We start from the raw sequence: 20,841 nt of genomic DNA on the forward strand, positions 1-20,841 counted from the left end.
CGTGGGAAGCAACGACCTTCCGCGCGGCGCGGTGATCGGCCTGGGCATGATGGGCCGCCACCACGCGCGCATCCTCCAGTCCAACCCCGCGATGCGCTTCGCCGGCGCCGTGGACCCGGGTGGCGACCGCTTCGACGCCGTGCTCGACGGCGCGCGCGTCCACGCGACGCTCGACGACCTGCTCTCCGCGGGCGAGGCCCCCGACTTCGCCGTCGTCGCCGTCCCGACCGAGGAGCACCTGCCGATCGTGCGGTCGCTGGCCACCGCGGGCGTCCACGTGCTGATCGAGAAGCCGCTGGCCGCGACGGTCGACGAGGCGCGCGCGATCATCGACGTGTGCGCCGAGCACGGCGTCGTCGGCGCCGTCGGCCACGTCGAGCGCTGCAACCCGGCGCTGCGCGAGCTGCGCGCGCGCGTCCTCGACGGGCAGCTCGGCGACGTCTTCCTGGTCGCGACCGAGCGCGTCGGGCCGTTCCCGGACCGCGTCCGCGACATCGGCGTCGTCAAGGACCTGGCGACCCACGACCTCGACCTCGTCCGTTGGCTGGGCGACGCGCCGATCGAGCGCGTCGCGGCGCAGACCCAGCACCGCATGGGCCGTGAGCACGAGGACCTCGTGCTGGTCACCGGGCGCGTCGAGAACGGGCGCGCCTTCAACTCCGTCGTCGACTGGCTGACGCCGACCAAGGTGCGCCGCACGCGCGTGCTCGGGGAGCGCGGGATGCTCGTCGCCGACACGCTGGCCGCCGACCTCTTCTTCTACGCCAACGCGCACGTCCCGACCGGCGGCTGGCCGGAGATGCAGGCGCGCCGCGGCGTCGCCGAGGGCGACATGACGCGCTACGCGATCGAGCGCCGCGAGCCGCTGGCCGTCGAGCTGGAGGAGTTCGTCGCGGTGCTCGGCGGCGCCGACGCGACCAAGGTGGTGTCCTTGGCCGAGGGCCTGGAGACCGTGGCGGTCGCCGAGGCGGTCCTGGCGTCGGCCGCGAGCGGCGAGACGGTCGCGCTGACCGGGAGCGCCTCCTAGCCGATGCGCGCGGTCGTCATCGCCCTGGGCAAGGTCGGGCTGCCGCTGGCCGCGCGGATCGCGCTGGCGGGCCACGCGGTCGTCGGCGCCGACGTCGACCCGCGGGTCGTGGATCTGGTCAACGCCGGCGAGGCGCCGTTTCCCAACGAGGCGGGCCTGCCGGAGGCGCTGCGCGAGACCGTGGCCGACGGGCGGCTGCGCGCGGTGACCGACACGGCCGCCGCGGTGGCCGACGGCCCGGACCTCGTCGTCGCCGTCCCGCCGCTGGTGGTCGACGCGACCGCCCGCCCGGACTGGGGCATCCTCGACGCGGTCGTCGCCGACATCGGCCGCGGCCTGAAGGCCGGGACCACGGTGTCGGTCGAGACGACGGTCCCGGTCGGCACGACGCGCGCCCGCGTCGCGCCGGCGCTGGAGGCCGCCTCCGGGCTGCGCGAGGGCACCGACTTCCACGTGGTCTTCTCGCCCGAGCGCATCTTCAGCGGCCGCGCGATCGAGGACCTGGACAAGTACCCCAAGTTGGTTGGCGGCCTCAGCGCCGCCGGTGAGGCGCGCGGCATCGAGTTGTACGCGTCGTTCCTCGACGCCGAGGTCCGCGGCCTCGGCTCCGCGGAGGCGGCCGAGCTGAGCAAGCTCGCCGAGACGACCTACCGCGACGTCAACATCGCCTTCGCCAACGAGCTGGCGCGCTACGCCGACACGCTCGGGATCGACGTCCTCAGCGTCATCGACGCCGCCAACTCCCAGCCCTACTCGCACGTCCACCGGCCCGGGATCGCGGTCGGCGGCCACTGCATCCCGGTCTACCCGCGCTTCCTGCTGGCCGGCGACGCCGACGCGCGCCTGCCGATCGTCGCGCGCGAGGTCAACGAGCGGATGCCGGCCTACGCCGCCGACCTGGTCGCGGAGGGCGTGGCCGGGCGCCGCGTGCTGATCCTCGGGATCGCCTACCGCGGCGGCGTGAAGGAGACCGCGTTCTCAGGCGCCTTCCCCCTGCGCGACACGCTGCTCGGGCGCGGCGCCGAGGTCGTCGCCCACGACCCGCTGTTCAGCGCCGACGAGCTGCGTGCCCACGGCTTCGAGCCCTGGGACGGCGAGAGCGCCGTCGACGTCGCGATCGTCCAGGCCGACCACGCCCAGTACGCGGCGCTGGGCGCCGCCGACCTGCCCGGCGTGCAGGTGGTCGTCGACGGCCGCGGGATCCTCGACGCCGCGCGGTTCGCCGGCGTCCCGGTCCGCCGCATCGGCCGCCCCGAGGGCTCCGCGCAGGACGCGGGCTCGGCGATCGCGCCGCGCAGCTGACCGACGCGCCCGACGCTACGTGTGCGCGTCGATCGCCGCCACGACACGCTCGCCCGCGCGCCCGTCGCCGTAGAGCTCCGGCCGTGCCGCCGGCGGCGTCTCGCGCAGTGCCGTGAGCGCGGAGTGGAGGTCCAGGTCGACCAGGACGTTCCAGCCGGCGTCGACCGTCTCGACCCACTCGGTCGTGTCGCGCAGCGTCACGCACGGCACGCCGGCGAAGTAGGCCTCCTTCTGCACGCCGCCGCTGTCGGTCAGCACGCGGCGGGCGTTGGTCAGCAGCGCGGTGAAGGCCATGTAGCCCAGCGGCGGCGCGAGACGGACGTGGTCGGCGCCGGCCAGCTCGTCCAGCCAGCCCGCGGCGTCGAGGCGCGCGCCGGTGCGCGGGTGCAGCGGCAGCACCACCGGCTCGTCGAGCGCCAGGAGGATGTCCACCAACCTGCGCAGGCGCTCCGGGACGTCCACGTTGCCGGCGCGGTGCGCGGTGCACAGCACGAACGCGCCCGGCTCCACGCCGGCGTCGCGCAGCGCCCGCAGCTCGGTCCGCGCGCGCGGCTGGAACATCATCGACACGTCGACCATCACGTCGCCGACCAGCACGACGCGCCCCGCGACCGACTCGCGCGCGAGGTTGGCCTGCGCGGTCTCCGACGGCACGAGCAGCAGGTCGCTGAGGTGGTCGGTCAGCACGCGGTTGAGCTCCTCGGGCATGGCCCGGTCGAACGACCGCATCCCGGCCTCGACGTGCACGACCGGGATCCGGGCCTGCGCCGCGGCCAGGCCGCCGGCGACCGTCGAGTTCGTGTCGCCGTAGACGAGCACGACGTCGGGCGCCTCGTCCTGGAGCAGCGGCCCGATCGCGCCCAGCATCCGCGCGGTCTGCTCCGTGTTCGTGCCTCCGGCGATGTGCAGCTGGTGCTCGGGCCGCGGGACCTGCAGCTCCGCGAAGAAGATCGCGCTCAGCTCATCATCATGATGTTGGCCGGTGTGGACGATGACCTCGTCGTGGGCCTCGCGCAGCAGCCGCGACACGGCCGCGGCCTTGACGAACTGCGGCCGGTTGCCGATGACCGTGACGATCTTCATCTACGCGCCGAGCTCGTCGCGCATGTGGGCCGTGAAGACCTCGTGCGCCGCCGCCGTCAGCGGCCCCGGCGCGGCCGGCAGCTCGCGGCCGTCGATCGCGACCGCCGGCTGCACTTCGCGCGTCGTGGACGCCAGGAACGCCTCGCGCGCGCCGCCGAGCTCCTCCACCGTAACGACCTCCTCGCGCGCATGCGGCAACAACGACAACAACCGCCGGCGCGTGATCGAGTCCAGGATGTGGTCGCTCAGCGGCGGCGTCACGAGCGTCTCGCCGTCCAAGGACGCGAAGAACGCCGACGTCGGCGCCTCCAGCACGCGGCCGTGCGGCGTGACGAGCAGCGCCTCGGTCCCGCCGCGCTCGACCGCGATCCGCGTCGCGAGCATGTTCGAGCCGTAGGACAAGGACTTGACCCCGTCGAGGATCCGCGTCGGCACGTACTCGACGGTCGCCAGCCGCAGCGGCGGGTCCTCGCCGCGCTCGGGCTCGACCAGGCCGATCCGGCGGCCGCCGCGCGTGACGATGAACCGCAGCGCGCCGGTGACCGGCCCGGCCGCCTCGGCCAGCGTCTCGATGTCGGCGCGGACCGCGTTGAGGTCGATCTCCAGGCGCATGTTCTGGGCCGACGTCGCCATGCGGCGCAGGTGGTCGTCGAGCGCGAACATCTGGCCGTCGTGCAGGGAGACGACCTCGAACACGCCGTCGCCGCGGATGAGGCCGAGGTCGGTGACCCCGATCGTCGCGTCGGCGGCGGGCAGGACCGTGCCGTCGAGGATGGCGAGCGCGTCGTGGGCCATGGCCCCATTGTCGCCGATCCGTCAGGCGGTCACGGTCTCGACCCGCTCGGCCGGCAGCGTGAGGCGCGCGAGCGTCCCGCCGCCCGGCGCCGCCTCCAGCGCGACCGACCCGCCATGCGCCTCGGCGACCTGGCGCACGATCGCCAGGCCCAGCCCGCTGCCCGGCCGGCCGCGCGCGTTGGCGCCGCGGTGGAAGCGGTCGAAGACGTGCGGGAGGTCGTCCGGGTCGATGCCGGGGCCGTGGTCGCGGGCGGTCAGGACGCCCGCGCGCAGCGTCACCTCGACCGCCGCGCCGTCCGGCGAGTGCTTGGCCGCGTTGTCGAGCAGGTTGTTGATCGCGCGCGCCAGCCGCTCGGGCGCGCCCTCCACCACGCACGGCTCGGCGTCGAGCCGGAAGTCCAGCCCGGGCGCGTGACGGCGCGCGCGCTGGACCGACTCATAGGCCAACGCGTCGAGACGGACGTCCTCGACCGCGGGATCCGGGACGTCGCCGCGCGCGAGGTCGATGAGGTCGCCGATCAGCGCGGTCAGCTCCTCGGCCTGCTCGACCACCTCGCCGGCGATCAGGCGCCGCTCGTCGTCCGGGACGTACGACGCGTCGCGCAGCATCTCGGCGTTCGTCCGCACCGACGTCACCGGCGTGCGCAGCTCATGCGACGCGTCGGCGACGAGCTGGCGCTGGGCGGCCAGCGAGTCGGCCAGCGCGCCCTGGGACACGGCGAGCTCGTGCTCGGTCGGCGCGGCGACCGGTCGCGAGAGGATGCGCGCCAACAGCGCGGCGAACGCGGTCCCGACGACGGTCAACAGCACCAACACGATCCGCAGCCGGCTCAGCGCGCGGTCCACCGACGTCAGCGAGCGCGCCAGCTGCACCGCGCCGCGGCCGGGCACGCCGACCGTGAGCATCCGCAGGTGCGCGCCGTCGGCGTGCGTGTCCTGGAGCGCGTGCCGGGTCGACGACGAGCGCGCGATCGCGCGCGTGGCGGCCGTCACCGGCAGCCGCGGCTCGGTGCTCCCCGGCGGGCGCCGGACGGTCCCGTCGGCCGAGACGAACTGCACGTAGGCCTGCGACGCGCCGGTCCGGCGCTGCGGCTGGGGCACGCGGCGCGGGAACGTCGGGTCGATGCGCTGCGGCGGGATGCGGGCGACCTGATGGCCCTGCTCGCGCAGCGAGTCGTCGATCTGCCCGCGCAGCTCGCCGCGCATGACGAAGTAGCAGGTGACCGAGGCCAGGACGAGCGTCGCGCCGACGACCAGCGCGGACATGAGCGTCACGCGCCGGCGCAGGGTCATGCGGGCTCCTCCCGGAGGATGTAGCCGACGCCGCGGACCGTGTGGAGCACTCGCGCCTCGCCGTCGGCCTCGGTCTTGCGGCGCAGGTACCCCATGTAGACGCCGAGGACGTTGGAGGTCGCGCCGAAGTCGTAGCCCCAGACCTGCTCGAAGACCACGGAGCGCTCGAGCACCTGGCGCGGGTGGCGCAGGAAGAGCTCCAGCAGCGCGTACTCGGTGCGGCTCAGCTCCAGGCGCCGGTCGCCGCGCCAGACGTCGCGGGTGGCGGGCTCCAGCCGCAGGTCGCCGAAGCGCAGCTCGTCGGACGGGCCGTCGACGCGGCGCAGCAGCGCGCGCAGCCGCGCCTGGAGCTCGCGCAGCGCGAACGGCTTGACGAGGTAGTCGTCGGCGCCGGCGTCCAGGCCCGCGACGCGGTCGTCGACCGCGTCGCGCGCGGTCAGCATCAGGACCGGCGTCCGGTCGCCCGCGGCGCGCATCCGGCGGCAGGCCTCGAGGCCGTCCAGCTGCGGCATCGAGACGTCGAGCACGATCGCGTCGTAGCGCGCGTTCGCCACGCGCTCCAGCGCCTCACGTCCGTCCTCGGCGAGGTCCACGTCGTAGCGCTCCAGGTTCAGGGCCCGGTGCAGGGACGTGCGGACGGCCAGCTCATCGTCGACGACAAGGACGCGCATAGACACGTCAGGGTGGCGGCGTTTCCTTGGAGCTTTCTGAGAACTTGCGAAGAAGCCAGGAGGTTCGATGGACGTCGTACAATGAGCGGCGATGCCCCAGGTTCCCCTCTCCGTCCTCGACCTCGCCCCGATCCGCGAGGGCGCCACGCCCGCTGAGGCCCTGCGCCAGTCGCTCACGCTCGCGCCGGTCGTCGAGCGCCTCGGCTACCGCCGCATCTGGGTGGCCGAGCACCACAACATCCCGGGCGTGGCGTCGTCGGCGACGTCGGTCCTGATCGGCGCGCTCGCCGACGCGACGACCACGATCCGCGTCGGCAGCGGCGGGATCATGCTGCCCAACCACGCGCCGCTGGTCATCGCCGAGCAGTTCGGGACGCTGGAGGCGCTGCATCCGGGCCGGATCGACCTCGGCCTGGGCCGCGCGCCGGGGACCGACCACGTCACCGGCTGGGCGCTGCGGCGCAACCCGAAGGGCGGCGTGGAGTTCGACGCCGAGGTCGCCGAGCTGCGCGCGTTCCTCGCGCCGGCGGCGCCGGGCCAGCGCGTGCGGGCGGTCCCCGGGGTGGGCTCCGGCGTCCCCGTGTGGTTGTTGGGGTCCTCGACCTACGGCGCGGCGCTGGCCGCGCAGCTCGGGCTGCCGTTCGCGTTCGCCTCGCACTTCGCGCCGCGGTTCCTGATGGAGGCGGCCGAGCTCTACCGGTCGCGGTTCGTCCCGTCGCCCGACGGGCTGAGCGAGCCCTACATGATGGTCGGGGTCTCGCTCCTGGCGGCCGACACCGACGCGGAGGCGACGCGGCTGTTCTCCTCGACGCTGCAGAAGTTCGCCTGGCTCACGCGCGGCGCGCCGAAGGGCACGCTGCCCCCGATCGACGACATGTCGACCTTCTGGATGCCGGGCGAGGAGGCGGCCACCCAGGGGCAGATGAGCGAGGCGGTGGTCGGCGGGCCGGCGACGGTGCGCTCCAAGTTGGAGTCCTTGGTGGAGCGCACCGGCGCCGACGAGGTCATCGTCGCCAGCGACGCCTATGACTTCGAAGCCCGCGTGCGCTCCTACGAGGTGCTCGCCGACGTCTGGGGCACCGGCGCGAGCGGGTCGGCGAGCGGTTCCGCCGGCGCCTCCGCCACCGCCACCGCGCGGGCCGGCACCAGCAGCCCGACCGCGGCGCCGAGCAGCGCCATCCCGGCCGAGGCGCCGATGGCGGGCGCGAACCCGTCGACGAACGCCTGAGGCGAGAGGTAGGAGCCGGCGTCGGCGAACACCGCGACGCAGATCGCGATCCCGAAGACGCCGCCGAGCTCGCGCAGCGTCGAGTTCGTCCCGGCCGCCTTGCCCATGTCCTGCGGGGCGACCGCGCCGGTGACGGCGTTCATCGCGGCCGGCAGCGCCATGGACACGCCGGCGCCCGCGATCATCAGCGCCGGGATCATCTTGTAGTACTCGAGTCCGGGCTCGGCGATCAGCGCGACCCAGCCGAGGCCGACCGCCTGCAGCGCCAGGCCGGGGACCAGGAACGGGCGCTCGCCGAAGCGGTCGACGAGCTTGCCGGCCAGCGGCGCGACGAAGAACAGCGTGGCGGTCCAGGGCAGCAGGCGCAGGCCGGCGTGCAGCGGATCCTGGCCGAGGCCGATCTGCTGGTACTGGGCGAAGAAGAACACCGTCGAGAACAGGCTGGCGGTGAGCAGGAACGCCGCAGCGTTGCCGGCGCTGAAGGCCCGCGCGGCGAACAGGCGCGGCGGCAGCAGCGCGGCGTCGCCGGACGCGAGCTGCGAGCGGACGAAGGCGGCGCTGAACACCACGCCGGCGGCGAACGAGGCGAGCACCTCGGGCGAGCCCCAGCCGGCGTCGTTGCCGCGGACCAGGCCCCACACGAGGCCGAGCGCGGCGAGCGTGATGAACGCGACGCCGCGCAGGTCGATCCGCAGCCGGCTGCGGTCGCCGACGCTCTCGGGGATCCGGGCCAGGACGAGCGGCGCCGCGAGCAGGCCGATCGGGACGTTGAGCCAGAAGATCCACGGCCAGTCGATGCCCTGGGCGACCGCGCCGCCGATCACCGGTCCGGACGCGACCGACAGGCCGGTCAGGCCCTGCATCGCGCCCATCGCCGCGCCGCGGCGCTCGGGCGGGAACGTGGCGCCGACGAGCGCGATCGCCAGCGGCAGGACGAACGCGGCGCCGACGCCCTGGAGGGCGCGGGCGATGATCAGCGTCGTGACGTCGGGCGCGACCGCGCACGCGGCCGACGCGAGGGAGAACGCGACGAGGCCGGCCGCGAAGACGCGCCGCCGGCCGAGGCGGTCGCCGACGGCGCTCGCCGGCAACAGCAGGACGGCGAAGGTCAGGTTGTAGGCGTTGACGGTCCACTCGAGGTCCTCGACGGACGCGCCGAGGTCCTGGCGGATCGTGGTCAGGGCCGTGGAGACGACCAGCGTGTCGAGCGCGACCATGAACGACGCGACCGAGGCGAGGCCGAGGACCCAGCGGAGGGTCTTGGGGTCTGGGGAGGTCATGGCGGGTTGGACGGCGGGGCGCCCGGGAAGTCACCGATGAGATCGCGGTGCCGGCGGCGTCTGAACCCGTATGGGCGTCGTGACGGCTTCGAACACGGACGAGCGCGCGCTGGTCGCCAGCGCGCAGGCGGGCGACGAGCGGGCCTTCATGGCGCTCGTCGAGCCCCACCGGCGCGTGCTCGAGGTGCACGCCTACCGGATGCTGGGCTCCCGGCACGACGCCGAGGACGTCGTCCAGGAGACCCTGCTGCGGGCGTGGCGGTCGCTGGAGCGCTTCGAGCGGCGCGCCAGCGTCTCGACCTGGCTGTACCGGATCGCCACCAACGCGTGCCTGGACGAGATCGAGCGCCGGCCGCGGCGCGGCGAGCCGCTCGCGGTCGACCCGTTCCCCGACGACAAGCTCGCGGAGGCGGCGCTGGTCGCGCCGGTCGTCGACCCGGCCGCGCGCTACGCGGCGCGCGAGGGCATGGAGCTGGCGCTGCTCACCGCGATCCAGCGGCTGCCGGGCCGCCAGCGCGCGGTGCTGATCCTGCGCGACGTGCTCGGCTGGACCGGGCCGGAGGTCGCCGACCTGCTGGACACGACGGTCGCTGCGGTCAACGGCGCGTTGCAGCGCGCGCGGTCGGCGACGGAGGACGTGGTCCCGGCACGGTCGGCGCGGTCGATCGCGCGGACCGACGACCGCGAGCTGCTCGCGCGCTACGTCGACGCGTGGGAGCGGGCGGACATCGACGGGCTGGTCGCGCTGCTGCGCGACGACGCCGTGCTGTCGATGCCGCCCGAACGCACACTGGTCGGCGCCGCGGCGATCGGCGCGTTCTGGCAGACGCGCGCCTGCGGGCTCGGCGCCCTGCGCAGCGCGCGCCGCGCCTGGTCCAACGGCGCGCCGGCGGTCGCGTTCTACGAGGCCGACGGCACGCCGCACCGGCTGCTGGTGCTCGCCGGGCGCGACGCCGACGGGCAGCTGGGCATGATGTACGCCTATGCGGTCGACGACCTAGACGCGTTCCTGGAGCGCGGCTAGCTCGTCGGCGGTCGTCGTCGCGGTGAACTGGGCGACGTTGTACGTCGCGATCCCCTCGCGCGTGAACGGGTCCGACGCGATGACCTCGTCGAGCTCGTCGCGCGGCATGGCCTTCGCGAGGATCACCCCACCGGTCCGCGGCACCTTCGGCCCCGAGGCGATGAACCTGCCGGCCTCGTACTGCGTGGAGATCCACGCCAGGTGATCGTCGCGGACGCGGTCGACCTCCTCGAGGTCGACGATGTAGGTCAGGGAGAGGACGAACATGCCTGGGCAGGCTAGTCGTAGGTGCGAATCACGCGCAGGTTGAGGACGATCATGATGGCCATCGCGAGCGCGACGACCAGGAAGCCGGGCCAGATGTGGTTCCAGGCGAAGTCGTCGAGGATCAACGAGCGCAGCGCCTCCATGACGTAGGTCACCGGGTTGATCGAGGCCGCGACCTCCATCGGGCGCGTGAGCATGTCGCGGGGCACGAAGTTCGGCGTCAGGAAGAGCAGCGGGAAGAAGATCAGGCCGCCGGAGTTCGTCGCCGCGGCGGAGCGGGTCGTCAGCGCGATGAGCTGCATGAACCCCACGTAGACCACGGCCCACAGCGCGGTGAGGCCGATCAGCAACAGGAAGCCGAACGGGCCGGAGGCGATCGTGATGCCGAAGACCAGGGCCAGGACGACGATCGCGGTGGCGATCAGCAGGCCCTTGACGAGCTCGGCGACCAGGCGCCCGAGGACGATCGCGCTACGCGACACGGGCGCCGCGCGGAGCTTGTCGAAGTAGCCGTCCTCGATGTCCTCGACGAGGAACAGCGCGGCGGTGCCGAACGAGGCGGCGAGCAGGAGCGAGGACGGCAGCTGGAACGCCCCGTAGCTCTGACCTTTGAGGAAATCCGTGGAGTCGCTCGGGAAGATCTTGCCCGCCTGGCCGACGTTGACGACGAGGAAGAACAAAGGGATGAACAGCGTCGGGACGAGCGCCTCGGGCGTGCGCCAGGCCTCACGGAGCGCGCGGCGGCCGAGGACGAGGGTCTGCGTGGCCATGGTCTACAGGACCTCCTGGACCTCGCCCGCGGCGCGGTCGCGGGTGCGGCCGGTGGCGTCGAGGAAGACGTCGTCGAGGGTGGGCTCGGCATCGAGTTGTAGGCGCTGGCGGAGCTCGTCCTTGAGCTCGGTGGGCGTGCCGTCGCGCACGATGCGACCGCCGTCGATGATCGCGAGGCGGTCGCAGAGCTGGTCGGCCTCTTCGAGGTACTGCGTGGTGAGGAAGACGGTGGTGCCGCGCTGGTTGATGCGGCGGACCTCGTCCCAGACCGTCAGGCGGCTGGCGGGGTCCAGGCCGGTGGTCGGCTCGTCGAGGAAGAGGACGTCGGGCTCGTGGACGAGCGCGGAGGCGAGGTCGAGCCGGCGCTTCATGCCGCCCGAGTAGCCCTTGATGCGGCGGTCGGCGGCGTCCTGGAGCTCCATGAGGTCGAGGAGCTGCTCGGCGCGGTCGGTCGCGTTGGCCGGCGTGAGCCCGAACAGGCGGCCCTGGAGGTGCAGCAGCTCCCGGCCCGTCTGGCGCGGGTCCAGGCCGGCCTCCTGGAGGGCGACGCCGATGCGCCGGCGCGCCGCGTCCGGCTGGCGGGCGACGTCCACGCCGGCGACGCGGGCGGTCCCGTCGGTGATCGTCAGGAGCGTCGTGAGCATGCGCACGGTCGTCGATTTGCCGGCGCCGTTGGGGCCGAGGAAGCCGAACGCCTCGCCGGACCGGACCGCGAGATCGACGCCCTTCACCGCCTCGACGGTCCCGTTCCGGCTCTTGTAGGTCTTGACGAGGCCGTGCGCCTCGACGGCGAGTTCGTTGGTCACGGTCCTAAGACTGGCGGACCGCGGCGAACTCATCGAGGGGTCGGGCGCGAAGAGCAGGATCCGAGAAGCGGCTGCGCGCGGACCCCCGGTCTGGAGACAATGTCCGGATGGACAGCCATGAGCCGGACTTCGTCGTCGTCGGCGAGAAGGTCGCGCTGGGCCCGCTGCGGCGCGATCTCGCCGACACGTACGCGCGCTGGATGAACCAGGTCGACGTCCGGCACGGCCTCGTGCAGATGGGCATCGCCAGCGCGCAAAGCCAGGAGAAGTGGGTGGAGGAGAACCTCGAGAAGTCCGCGATGCACGAGCCCGAGGTCGTCGAGTTCACGGTCTATGACCGCACCGACGCGACCGCCGTCGGCACCGTCGGCCTCCTGAAGATCTCCCACGCCCACGGCAACGCCGAGCTCGGCATCGCGATCGGCGAGCGCCGCGGCCAGGGCCTCGGGACCGAGGCGACGCGGCTTGCGCTCGACTACGCGTTCCATGTCCTCCAACTGCGCAACGTCCTGCTGGAGACGCTGGCCTGGAACGTCGCGGGGCTGACGGCGTACGAGCGCGCGGGCTTCCGCCGCATCGGCGTCCGCCGTCAGGCGGTGATGAGCCGGGGTCGAGCGACCGACGTCGTGTTCATGGACGCGGTTGCGGAGGACTTCGGGGCGTCGGTGCTGCGCTGACGCGAGGTCACGCGCCCAGGCGAGCCAGCCACTCGCGAGCGACCAGCGCCAGCGCATCGGGTTGCTCGAGCGGCAGGTAATGCCCGGCGCCCGCCAGTGCGGTGTAGGTGCCGTCGGGGAAGTGCTGCAACTGCTCGAACTGGTCGACGTAGCCGGCGATGCCGTCCTGCCGCCCGACGATCGCGGCGACGGGTCCCGCGAAGGAGTGCTCGCTGCGCTCGTCGGCGAGCTGGTAGCCGTTGGCGCGCAGGTCGCGCAGGTAGTCGCCGTGGGGCTGGGGCAACGCGTCGAGCAGCTCCTGGACGGGTGCCGGGACCGACTGCGCGTCGGCCGGGATCGTGCGCTCGGCCGGGAGGATGCGAACCCCGTGGCAGACGAGCAGCAGCCCTTTCACGCGGTCGGGGCGACGACGCGCGAGCGCAGCGGCGAGATACCCGCCGTAGGAGTGCCCCGCGATGGCGATCGAGCCGTCGAGCTCCTCGTCGACGACCCGCAGCACCGCCTCCAAGACGCTCTCCGACGTCGGCTCGACCGGCGGCGAGTCCCCGCTGCCGGGCAGGTCGAGGTAGATCCGTTGGTGCGGGGCGTCGTGTAGGGCCGGCTCGAAGCATTGGGCGGCGAACGACGCGTTGGTCGCGTAGGAGTGCAGGCAGAGGATCGGGCTGCCTTCGCCGACGAGGTGGCGTGCGAGAGCGGGTTTCGCAGCAGCGCTGTGGCCCGGGTCCGGCACGATCGTCAGCCTATCCAGGCCAGCCACGTCGGCAGCGGGCCGGCGAGGAAGGTGGCGGCGGTTCGCCCACATCGTACTCAATGCTCTGGAGTGTGTACCAAGTGGGGTTCTCGCCTGGCGAACGGACAGGCTCGCTAGCTGCCGCGCCCGAAGGCACCTGGGCTCGTCGGCGCGACGCCCCAGGCGTTCAGGGCGGCCAGGAGCGGCACATCGGCGCGGTCGACGCTCAGCCACAGCAACTTGCGGGCGGTGCCGTCACGGAGGTCGAGGGTCAGGCGGTCGGCCATCCGGCCGCGGCGCCCCCTCGCGGCGACGATCTCGCCAGCCGGGATCCAACTCAGCTGCTTGCCCGCCGCGTCCGCCCCGGTCAGCTCCTCGTCCCGCACCGGTCGCCGTCGCAACGTCCCCGGCACGCTCGGTCCCTTCCCGTGTGCCCGCGTTGCCCCGAGGTCGAGCCGGACCAACAGCAGACCGTCGTCGCAGAGCCACAGCTCGCGGTGGATCCAGTCGAACCACCCGGTCGTGCAACTCGCAGTCGCCAGGCGACCCTCTCGCATCGCGCCAACCTACCTCGACCTGCCGGCGAGGGCGTTCCGCCGCGGAGCGCGTCGAGCGTCCACGGAGGACCGGCAGCGGCGGGGCCGCCACCGACACCTCACGACCGACGCGGCGGCGGTGGCGGCGCGAGGGGCCGACTGCGGCCAGCGGCGTCGGCGGCACACGGGCGAGGAGGGCGCGGCAACCGAGGGCCCTGAGAAGGGAGGCGAGGCGACCCAGGCAACAGAAAAGCCCGGCAATCGCCGGGCTCCTCACCAATGCCCCCACTAGGAATCGAACCTAGAACCTTCGGATTAAGAGTCCGCTGCTCTGCCAGTTGAGCTATAGGGGCGGGGTCGAACAGGATAGCGAGGAGGCGCCGTGGGGCGCCGGCTCACAGGCGGCTCAGCCGGAGGGTGTCGAGGTCGTCGCGGGGGACGACGAGGTCGCGGAGTCGACGGTGGCCGAGGCGGCCTGGCGGGCGGCGTCGAGCTGGGCCTTGACCTGCTCGCGGTCGTCCTTGGGCGTCAGCGCGAGGGCCTTCTTGGAGGCGAGCTCGGCCTTGCGGGTCTGGCCGGCCTGGTAGGCGAGCGCGGCGTACTGCGCGTAGAGCGGGCCGGTGGGCTCGCGGCCGCTGAGGTAGACCTCCATCGCGCTGACCGCCTTGTCGGGCTCGTTGAGCCCGGTCTGGCTGAACGCCTGGATCATCAGCGACGCCACGTTCGGGTCGGGCTTCTTGGTCAGCGTGAGGTACTTGTTCCACGCGGCCTCGGTCTGGCGCAGGCCGTCCTTGCCCTGGTCGGTGAAGGCGCCGGCGTTCTGGTCGAAGCCGTTGCCCGAGCCCGCCTGCTGGAAGCGCACGCGCGTCAGCTCGGCCCAGGCCCTCGGATCGGTCGGCCGCACCTGCACGGCCTTCTCCGCCGTCTCGACGCGCTTCTTGAACACGTCGCTCACGTCCGCCGACCCGCTGTCGGACTTGAACGCGTCCAGCAACCCGCCGCTCGTGGCGCCACCGACGCCGAACAGCACCAAGCCGCCCCCCATCAGGAGGGCAAGGCTGAGGTAGATCGCCTGAACGGCACGCCGGCGTCCGCGTCCGCGGAGGTCGAACAGCATGCGGGTCAGTCTAGATCGTTCGGCCGCTCAGCAGACTCACCCTCGGCTGCGTATGCCGGTTCGTCAGGGTCGTCGTCCACGTCGTCGTCGCCGTCTGCCTCGTCGTCATCGTCGTCGTCGAGATGCGACAGGAACCCGAAGCGCGGCTCGCCCTTGGGCTCGAACAGCTTGGCGAGCACCAGCGACACCTCGTACAGGACCACCAGCGGCGCCATCGCGATGAGCATCGTGACCGGGTCGGGCGTGGGCGTCACGATCGCGGCGACCACCGCGAACAGGATCAGCGTGTAGCCGCGATAGGCGCGGAGCTGCTTGACCGTCAGGATCCGCAGCCGCACGATCGCCAGCACTCCGACGGGGATCTGGAACAGCACGCCCATCGCCGCCAGCAGCAGCGTGCAGAAGCGGTAGTAGTCCTTGGCCTGGACCAGGATGTCGAAGGCGCCGTCGTTGTAGTTCTGCAGGAACGCGACGGCACGCGGGAGCGCCAGGAAGTAGCCGAACAGCACGCCGGCGATGAACAGCACCGGGACGAGCGTCATCAGCGGCAGCGCCACGCGCCGCTCCTCGTTGGAGAACGCCGGTAACACGAACGCGTACAGCTGCCACAGGATGAACGGCAGCGCGAGCAGCAGCGCGGCGTACGCGCTGACCGTGATCGTCGTCAGGAACGGCTCGGTCACGCCGAGCGTCACCGGCTGGCGGCCGGTCGAGGCCTTCGGCGTCAGCTGGGCGGCGCGCGCCGCCTGCACCGCGGTCGCGCGCAGCTGCGCGGCGGTCCGCTGCGCCTGGGCGCGCGTCGCCGCGCTGACCCCGTCGCTGCCGGCGATCGCCCCGAGCGAGCGCGCCGCGCCCACCAGCGTCGGCGCCGCCGACTGGAGGTACTTGCCGACCGCCGCGTCGAAGCAGCCCGACCGCTCCAGGGCGTCGTCGGCCTTCTTCTTGTCGTCGATGCTGCAGTCCACGCGATGGGCGTGGTCCAGCGGCTTGTTGATGATGTCGAGGATCCGGTCGTTCTGCCAGTAGCAGAGGCTGAACGCCAGGATGAAGGCCACGACGCAGAGGATGAGCCGCGTGCGCAGCTCGTCGAGATGCTCGACGAGGCTGAGCCGCTCTTCATGCCCTACGGGCCGGATGGCGGGCAACGGCTACCCGCCGGAGCGCGTGGCGGAGTCGTCGCGACCGCCCGCCGGGGCCTTGGTGGCGTCAGGGGTGGGATCGAGGACGTCGGCCTGCGCGGCCCGCGTCAGCTCGGGACGGCCCGCGGTGGCGTCGTCGGCCTCGTCCTCGTCGTCCTTCTTGTTGCCCTGGATGCCGTCCTTGAACTCGCGCATGCCCCCGCCCAGCTGCTTGCCGAGCTGCGGCAGGCGCTTGGGCCCGAAGACGAGCAGGACGATGACGAGGACGATGATCAGTTCCGGGATGCCGATAGGCACGGTTCGCAGCCTCCGTAGGGGGTCATCAGAGAGTAACGCCGGAGACCCGAATTCGGTTCATTTTCACGGGATATCCGCACGCGGACGAATGTCCTAGGCGAGGTTCAAGTTCGCCGGAGCCACGGTCGATCACCGGACTGTCAGCGCCGCCCACGAGCTTCTGAGAAGAACGATGAGCCTCCACGATCCCCGCCACTACGTCCGCCGCGTCGTCCTGCCCTCCGGCAAGACCATCGAGGTCGTCTACTTCGAGGACCAGCCCGCCGGCACCGCGCCGGTGGCCGCGACGCCGACCCCCGCCCACGACGAGGTCACCCAGGACCTCCACCTCTGCGGCGCCTGCGCCTCCAACCTCGTCTACCCGACGGAGTGGGAAGAGGCCGGCGCGACCCATTGGGAGGTCACGCTGCGCTGCCCGAACTGCGAGTGGGCCGGCAGCGGCGTCTTCGAGCAGGACCTGGTCGAGCGCTTCGACGAGGAGCTGGACCGCGGCACCGAGGCGCTGGTCCGCGACCTCAAGCGCCTGGCGCACGCCAACATGGAGGACGAGATCGAGCGCTTCACCACGGCGCTGGACGAGGACCACATCGTCCCCGAGGACTTCTAAAGCCGTCACGCACCGCTCCGTGACCACACAGCGGGCCGCCTGGAAAGGCGGCCCGCCGTAGTTAACGGCTCAGCTGTAGCGGGCGACGACGTTGTCGGCGACGAGCAGCAGCGCGTCGCGCTCGCGCGACGGCAGCGCCGGCGGCACCACCGCCTTGGCGGCGTCGACGTGCTCGAGCGCCGCGGCCCGCGCCGCGTCCAGCGCGCCGGTCGCCGCGATCCGGTCGCAGACCTCCTCGGCCTGCTCGGGCGTCGTGATCGCGCGCGGATCCAGCGCCGCCAGCGACGCGTCGCGCTCGCGCGCGAGGATGAACGGCAGCGTGACCGTCCCGTCCAGCAGGTCGGTGCCGCGGTGCTTGCCCGTGCGCTCGGCCGGCCCCGCGACGTCGAGGACGTCGTCGAGGATCTGGAAGGCCAGCCCGATGCGGCGGCCGAACTCGCGCAGCGCCTCGGCGCCGTCGGTTCCGGCCCCGCCCTCGAGCGCGCCGAGGATGCACGCCGCCTCGAACAGCCGCGCGGTCTTGAGCTCGCAGCGCCGCAGGTAGCGGGCGAGCGGGATCGCCGCGTCGAACGCGTCGGCGCGCTGCAGCAGCTCGCCGCGCGCCAGCGCGCTGCCGGCGTCGCTCAGGGCGCGCACCTGCTCGGGATCCTCGTTGCGGGCCAGCAGCGCGAAGGCGCGCGCGAAGAGCAGGTCGCCGGTCTGGGTCGCGGCCTCGCGCCCCGCGGTGGCGAACACCGTCGGCCGCCCGCGGCGCAGCGGCGCGAGATCGAGCACGTCGTCGTGGACGAGCGTGGCGCTGTGGACGAGCTCGACCGCCGCGGCCGCGCGCACCAGGCCGTCCCCGTCGCCGCCCGCGCTGGCCAGGATCACCAGCAGCGGGCGCAGCCGCTTGCCGCCGGCCGAGATCGTCGAGCCCGCGTGCTCGGCGAGCACCGGCCCGTGGCCGGCGGCGACCTCCGCGAGCAGCACTTCGACGCGGCCCAGCAGCGGCAGGACGTGCGGGCCGCCCGCGTGGACGATCGCGGTGACCGGCCCCGCCGCGCCGCCGTCCTCGCTCATGTCGAAGACGACGGGCGCGTGCCGTTGGTCGACGTGGCGACCGGCCCCGCCGGCTTGACGCCGACGTGCAGCGCGATGATCCCGCCGGCGGTCAGCACCCAGCGGATCTGCTCCAGCCCCGCGCGCTCCAGCGACGCGGCGAGGCCGGGCGGCTCCGGGAAGCGCTTGACGCTGTTGGGCAGGTAGTCGTAGGCCTGCGAGTCGCCCGCGACCTTGCCGATCAGCGGCACGATCCGGTCGAACCACAGCGAGAAGAACGTCGAGAGCGGCGGCTTCTGCGGCGTCGTGATCTCCAGGATCACGACGTGCCCGCCGGGGCGCACCACGCGCGCCATCTCGGCCAGCCCGCGGTCCAGGTCGGAGAAGTTGCGCGCGCCGAAGCCGACCGTCGCGGCCGCGAACTCGCCGTCGGCGTAGGGCAGCTCGAGCGCGTTGCCCCACTCGAAGCGCTGGCTCGGCGCCTTCTTGCGCGCGAAGGCCAGCATCTCCTCGGAGAAGTCGCTGCCGACGACCTCGCCGGTCGGGCCGACGCGCCCGGCCAGCTCGATCGCCAGGTCGCCCGTGCCCGTCGCCACGTCCAGGACGCGATCGCCCGGGCCGACGCCGGCGAGGTCCGCCGCGCGACGGCGCCACTTGTGGTGCAGCCCGGCCGTCATGACCGAGTTGATGAGGTCGTAGACCCGCGCGATGCGATCGAACATCGCGCGCACCTCCGGCTCGGGCAGGGTGCCGCGATCGCCGGCAAGCGGGCCCGCCCGCCGCACCGGGCTCCCGCTGCCGGCGGTGCTCATCAGTTCCCGTCGGACTTCAGCTGGCCCAGGAACGACACGAGGTTCTTGAACTTCTCGGGCTCGTTCTCCTGCAGGCTCTTGAACGTCGGCATCGGCGCGGTCGGGTTGATGAGCGTGCGCTCGATGCCCGCCGCCGGGAGGCGGTCGGCGATGTCGGTCAGCTCAGGCCCAGGACCGGAGTTGCCGTTCTCGCCCACCTTGTGGCAGGCCAGGCAGCCGGACTGCGCCATCACCTGCCGGCCCGCCTCGTACTGGCGGACCGCCGAGGCGCCCTGCAGCTTGACCGACGCCGGCGTCGGCATGTCGATCTCGGTCGGTGGACCGGTCTTCGCGCCCTCGGCGGTCAGATACGCCATCGCGCCGATGATCAGGATCGCCGTCAGCGTCGCCACCGGGCGCCGCTCGGGACGCCGCTCCGGGCTGCGGTCGTAGAACGGCAGCAGGAACAGCAGGATCATGCAGATCGTCGGGATGCCGATCGTCGCCAGCGCGACGAACTCCGGCGGCTTGACGACGCGCAGCAGCTCGAAGAGGAAGAAGAAGTACCACTCCGGGCGCGGCGTGTACGTCGTCGTCGTCGGGTCCGCCTTCGGGCCGAGCTCGGCGCCGAGGAAGATCGCCAGCAGGATGATGACGAGCAGCACGACGCACGCCATCGCGCCGTCCTTGGCCACCGCGTACGGGAAGAACGGCTTCCCCTGCGACTTGAGGATCGCGTACTCGCGGAGGTACTGCTCCTTCTCGCGGCGGTTCACGCCTTCTCCTCGATCAGCTCTTCGGGGACCTTCACCTTGTTCCACGGCGGCGCGGTGGTGCCGAGCTTCGTGACGAGCCAGAGGTGGGCGCCGATGAGGGCGCCGATGATGCCCGGCACCAACATCATGTGGATCGCGTAGAACCGCGACAAGGTGGTGGCGTTGAAGTCGGCGCCGCCGTTGAGGAAGTCGCCGAGGTACGGGCCGACGAGCGGGCCGGACGCCGTGATGTTGTTCGCCACGATCGTGGCCCAGAAGGACCGCTGGTCGAACGGCAGCAGGTAGCCGGTGAGCGCCATGATGAACGTGAGGATGAGCAGCGCCACGCCGATGACCCAGTTCAGCTCGCGCGGGTACTTGTACGCGCCGAAGAAGAACGTGCGGGCCATGTGCAGGAAGATCAAGATGACCATCACCGACGAGCCCCACTTGTGCATCCCGTGCACGAACTCGCCGAGGAAGACGTCGTCGTTGATGTGGCGCACGGACTCGTACGCCCCACCGGCCGCGTCGGGCCGGTAGTACATCGCGAGGAAGACGCCCGTGATCGCCTGGCTGAGGAAGGCGAACAGCGTCGCCGAGCCCAGCGTGTAGAACCAGTTGGTGCCCTTGGGGACCTTGCGGAACAGGACCCACCGCAGGCCGCTGGACATCGCGGTGCGCTCGTCGATCCAGTCGACGGTGTACATGCCCGCGTCGGCGGCCTTGTCCAGCGGGCCCTGCTGGGGCTTGCCGGGACGCGGCGGCGCCGGCTTGAGGCCGGGCGGCAGTGGCGGTGCGGGGAGCTTGAGCTTCGGCATCAGTGCTTAGTCCTGGGGAAGCGAGTCGAGCTTCCGGATCGTCGGGCGCGACGGGTAGAGGATCCCGCCGATGCCGTCGAGCGGCTCGCCCGGGTTGCGGGGCGAGAAGCGCTTGAGCTCGCGGTTGACCGAGAACCGCGGCCCGATCTCGACCTGACCGTTGCGGACGCGGTTGTAGAAGCGGTCGAGCGGGCGGACCGGAGGGCCGCCGTCGACCTTGCCCTGGAAGTCGTAGACGCCACCGTGGCACGGGCAGATGAAGCGCTGCGCGGCCTCCGTGTAGCGGACGGGACAACCGAGGTGCATGCAGCGCGTCGAGATCGCGACGAACTGCTCGCTCTCGAAGCCCTTCGGGAGCTTGTCGGTGTCCAGCTGCGCGTTGCGCTTGCGGATGTACACCGTGGTCTTGCCGGCCTCGCCGATGCCGTCGGCGTAGGTGATCACCTTCGGCACGTAGGTGTCGTCGGGGAACTCGTCCGGCTTGCCGACGGGCTGCCAGCGCACCTTGTGCTCCTCGAACAGCGGGCCGAGGGCGAACCCGAGGGCGGGCAGCAGGATCGCCGACGTGGCGATCATGCCGGTCGCGTGGGCCGTCCCGACCATGAAGCGGCGGCGGGTGACGGTCTCGCCTTCGAACGCCCCGGGGATTCCGCGGTCGGCGGTGTACTTGCTTTTGGCTTGCTTCTTGGGCACGGTGGGTCTTGGTCCTGTCCGAGGGACGCGCGATCCTGGTGGATGGCGTCCGGGCCCGGAAATCTATCGCTCGTAGATCGTACGGGCCCCGCC

Annotated in this window: 23 protein-coding genes, 1 tRNA gene and 1 pseudogene; 6 read left to right on the plus strand and 19 right to left on the minus strand. The window is 72.6% G+C overall.

Translation table 11 applies throughout. The annotated features are described in order from the left end of the window. Position 1 precedes the first annotated feature (1 nt). Both DSM104299_RS29035 and DSM104299_RS29040 read left to right on the plus strand, forming a co-directional pair. Positions 2–1,027, plus strand: a complete 1,026-nt coding sequence (locus tag DSM104299_RS29035) for a Gfo/Idh/MocA family protein (protein WP_272475171.1) — start codon at positions 2–4, stop codon at positions 1,025–1,027. 3 nt (positions 1,028–1,030) lie between these two features. Next, positions 1,031–2,329: a nucleotide sugar dehydrogenase gene (locus tag DSM104299_RS29040; RefSeq protein WP_272475172.1), complete on the plus strand. Its 1,299-nt coding sequence runs from the start codon at positions 1,031–1,033 to the stop codon at positions 2,327–2,329. Between the two features lie 15 nt (positions 2,330–2,344). Here DSM104299_RS29040 and wecB read toward each other — a convergent pair whose 3' ends face one another. The 4 genes from wecB to DSM104299_RS29060 are packed head-to-tail and all read right to left on the minus strand — an operon-like array spanning position 2,345 to position 6,171. After that, positions 2,345–3,412, minus strand: coding sequence for a non-hydrolyzing UDP-N-acetylglucosamine 2-epimerase (gene wecB / locus DSM104299_RS29045; RefSeq protein ID WP_272475173.1), 1,068 nt, complete (start codon positions 3,410–3,412; stop codon positions 2,345–2,347). Then, positions 3,413–4,207, minus strand: a complete 795-nt coding sequence (locus DSM104299_RS29050; protein ID WP_272475174.1) for an aminotransferase class IV — start codon at positions 4,205–4,207, stop codon at positions 3,413–3,415. Positions 4,208–4,228: 21 nt separating this feature from the next. Beyond that, positions 4,229–5,500 carry a sensor histidine kinase gene (locus DSM104299_RS29055; RefSeq protein WP_272475175.1) on the minus strand — a complete coding sequence of 424 codons (1,272 nt, stop codon included), beginning with the start codon at positions 5,498–5,500 and terminating at the stop codon, positions 4,229–4,231. Continuing rightward, entirely contained in the window at positions 5,497–6,171 is a 675-nt protein-coding gene (locus DSM104299_RS29060) for a response regulator transcription factor (protein ID WP_272475176.1), read from the minus strand. Before DSM104299_RS29060 ends, DSM104299_RS29055 begins: the two co-directional genes overlap by 4 nt. A gap of 91 nt (positions 6,172–6,262) precedes the next feature. On the opposite strand from DSM104299_RS29060, the gene DSM104299_RS29065 reads away from it, so the two are divergent. Continuing rightward, complete coding sequence (locus tag DSM104299_RS29065) at positions 6,263–7,399, plus strand: LLM class flavin-dependent oxidoreductase (protein ID WP_272475177.1); 1,137 nt, start codon at positions 6,263–6,265, stop codon at positions 7,397–7,399. On the opposite strand, the pseudogene DSM104299_RS29070 reads toward DSM104299_RS29065, so the two are convergent. After that, positions 7,333–8,679, minus strand: a pseudogene (locus DSM104299_RS29070) (MFS transporter); the annotation flags it as partial. The gene DSM104299_RS29065 and the pseudogene DSM104299_RS29070 overlap by 67 nt on opposite strands. 79 nt (positions 8,680–8,758) lie before the next feature. On the opposite strand from DSM104299_RS29070, the gene DSM104299_RS29075 reads away from it, so the two are divergent. After that, the gene (locus tag DSM104299_RS29075; protein WP_272475178.1) at positions 8,759–9,703 is read left to right on the plus strand and encodes an RNA polymerase subunit sigma-70; all 945 of its coding nucleotides are present in this window, start codon (positions 8,759–8,761) and stop codon (positions 9,701–9,703) included. On the opposite strand, the gene DSM104299_RS29080 is transcribed toward DSM104299_RS29075, so the two are convergent. The 3 genes from DSM104299_RS29080 to DSM104299_RS29090 are packed head-to-tail and all read right to left on the minus strand — an operon-like array spanning position 9,677 to position 11,547. Next, on the minus strand, positions 9,677–9,970 hold the full coding sequence (locus DSM104299_RS29080) for a YciI family protein (protein WP_272475179.1): 294 nt from the start codon (positions 9,968–9,970) through the stop codon (positions 9,677–9,679). The genes DSM104299_RS29075 and DSM104299_RS29080 overlap by 27 nt on opposite strands. An 11-nt stretch (positions 9,971–9,981) precedes the next feature. Continuing rightward, entirely contained in the window at positions 9,982–10,740 is a 759-nt protein-coding gene (locus DSM104299_RS29085) for an ABC transporter permease (RefSeq protein WP_272475180.1), read from the minus strand. A gap of 3 nt (positions 10,741–10,743) precedes the next feature. Next, positions 10,744–11,547, minus strand: coding sequence for an ABC transporter ATP-binding protein (locus DSM104299_RS29090; RefSeq protein WP_272475181.1), 804 nt, complete (start codon positions 11,545–11,547; stop codon positions 10,744–10,746). Between the two features lie 107 nt (positions 11,548–11,654). Between DSM104299_RS29090 and DSM104299_RS29095 the strand changes: the two genes are divergently transcribed. Beyond that, positions 11,655–12,224, plus strand: coding sequence for a GNAT family N-acetyltransferase (locus DSM104299_RS29095; RefSeq protein ID WP_272475182.1), 570 nt, complete (start codon positions 11,655–11,657; stop codon positions 12,222–12,224). Positions 12,225–12,231: 7 nt separating this feature from the next. On the opposite strand, the gene DSM104299_RS29100 is transcribed toward DSM104299_RS29095, so the two are convergent. The 6 genes from DSM104299_RS29100 to DSM104299_RS29125 all read right to left on the minus strand — a co-directional run bounded on the left by DSM104299_RS29100 (position 12,232) and on the right by DSM104299_RS29125 (position 16,043). Continuing rightward, on the minus strand, positions 12,232–12,954 hold the full coding sequence (locus DSM104299_RS29100) for an alpha/beta fold hydrolase (protein WP_272475183.1): 723 nt from the start codon (positions 12,952–12,954) through the stop codon (positions 12,232–12,234). Between the two features lie 134 nt (positions 12,955–13,088). Continuing rightward, positions 13,089–13,511, minus strand: coding sequence for a hypothetical protein (locus DSM104299_RS29105; protein ID WP_272475184.1), 423 nt, complete (start codon positions 13,509–13,511; stop codon positions 13,089–13,091). A 259-nt stretch (positions 13,512–13,770) separates the two neighbouring features. Beyond that, positions 13,771–13,843, minus strand: a tRNA-Lys gene (locus DSM104299_RS29110). 53 nt (positions 13,844–13,896) lie between these two features. Next, positions 13,897–14,607, minus strand: a complete 711-nt coding sequence (locus DSM104299_RS29115; RefSeq protein WP_272475185.1) for a hypothetical protein — start codon at positions 14,605–14,607, stop codon at positions 13,897–13,899. A 5-nt stretch (positions 14,608–14,612) separates the two neighbouring features. After that, positions 14,613–15,752 (minus strand): twin-arginine translocase subunit TatC, encoded by a 1,140-nt coding sequence (gene tatC / locus DSM104299_RS29120; protein WP_272475186.1) that lies wholly within the window; start codon positions 15,750–15,752, stop codon positions 14,613–14,615. A 3-nt stretch (positions 15,753–15,755) separates the two neighbouring features. Continuing rightward, positions 15,756–16,043 carry a Sec-independent protein translocase subunit TatA/TatB gene (locus DSM104299_RS29125; protein ID WP_272475187.1) on the minus strand — a complete coding sequence of 96 codons (288 nt, stop codon included), beginning with the start codon at positions 16,041–16,043 and terminating at the stop codon, positions 15,756–15,758. Between the two features lie 172 nt (positions 16,044–16,215). On the opposite strand from DSM104299_RS29125, the gene DSM104299_RS29130 reads away from it, so the two are divergent. After that, positions 16,216–16,650, plus strand: a complete 435-nt coding sequence (locus DSM104299_RS29130) for a hypothetical protein (RefSeq protein ID WP_272475188.1) — start codon at positions 16,216–16,218, stop codon at positions 16,648–16,650. Between the two features lie 69 nt (positions 16,651–16,719). Here the strand turns inward: DSM104299_RS29130 and DSM104299_RS29135 are convergent, their stop codons facing one another. The 5 genes from DSM104299_RS29135 to DSM104299_RS29155 are packed head-to-tail and all read right to left on the minus strand — an operon-like array spanning position 16,720 to position 20,748. After that, positions 16,720–17,709 carry a polyprenyl synthetase family protein gene (locus tag DSM104299_RS29135; protein WP_272475189.1) on the minus strand — a complete coding sequence of 330 codons (990 nt, stop codon included), beginning with the start codon at positions 17,707–17,709 and terminating at the stop codon, positions 16,720–16,722. Next, on the minus strand, positions 17,706–18,500 hold the full coding sequence (gene ubiE, locus DSM104299_RS29140) for a bifunctional demethylmenaquinone methyltransferase/2-methoxy-6-polyprenyl-1,4-benzoquinol methylase UbiE (RefSeq protein WP_272475190.1): 795 nt from the start codon (positions 18,498–18,500) through the stop codon (positions 17,706–17,708). Before ubiE ends, DSM104299_RS29135 begins: the two co-directional genes overlap by 4 nt. Then, on the minus strand, positions 18,500–19,255 hold the full coding sequence (locus tag DSM104299_RS29145) for a c-type cytochrome (protein ID WP_272475191.1): 756 nt from the start codon (positions 19,253–19,255) through the stop codon (positions 18,500–18,502). Before DSM104299_RS29145 ends, ubiE begins: the two co-directional genes overlap by 1 nt. Beyond that, positions 19,252–20,055, minus strand: coding sequence for a cytochrome b (locus DSM104299_RS29150; protein ID WP_272475192.1), 804 nt, complete (start codon positions 20,053–20,055; stop codon positions 19,252–19,254). The genes DSM104299_RS29145 and DSM104299_RS29150 overlap by 4 nt, the downstream gene beginning before the upstream one ends. A gap of 6 nt (positions 20,056–20,061) precedes the next feature. After that, on the minus strand, positions 20,062–20,748 hold the full coding sequence (locus tag DSM104299_RS29155) for a QcrA and Rieske domain-containing protein (RefSeq protein ID WP_272475193.1): 687 nt from the start codon (positions 20,746–20,748) through the stop codon (positions 20,062–20,064). Between the last annotated feature and the right edge of the window lie 93 nt (positions 20,749–20,841).

It is taken from the genome of Baekduia alba, from assembly GCF_028416635.1.
GTDB lineage: Bacteria > Actinomycetota > Thermoleophilia > Solirubrobacterales > Solirubrobacteraceae > Baekduia > Baekduia alba.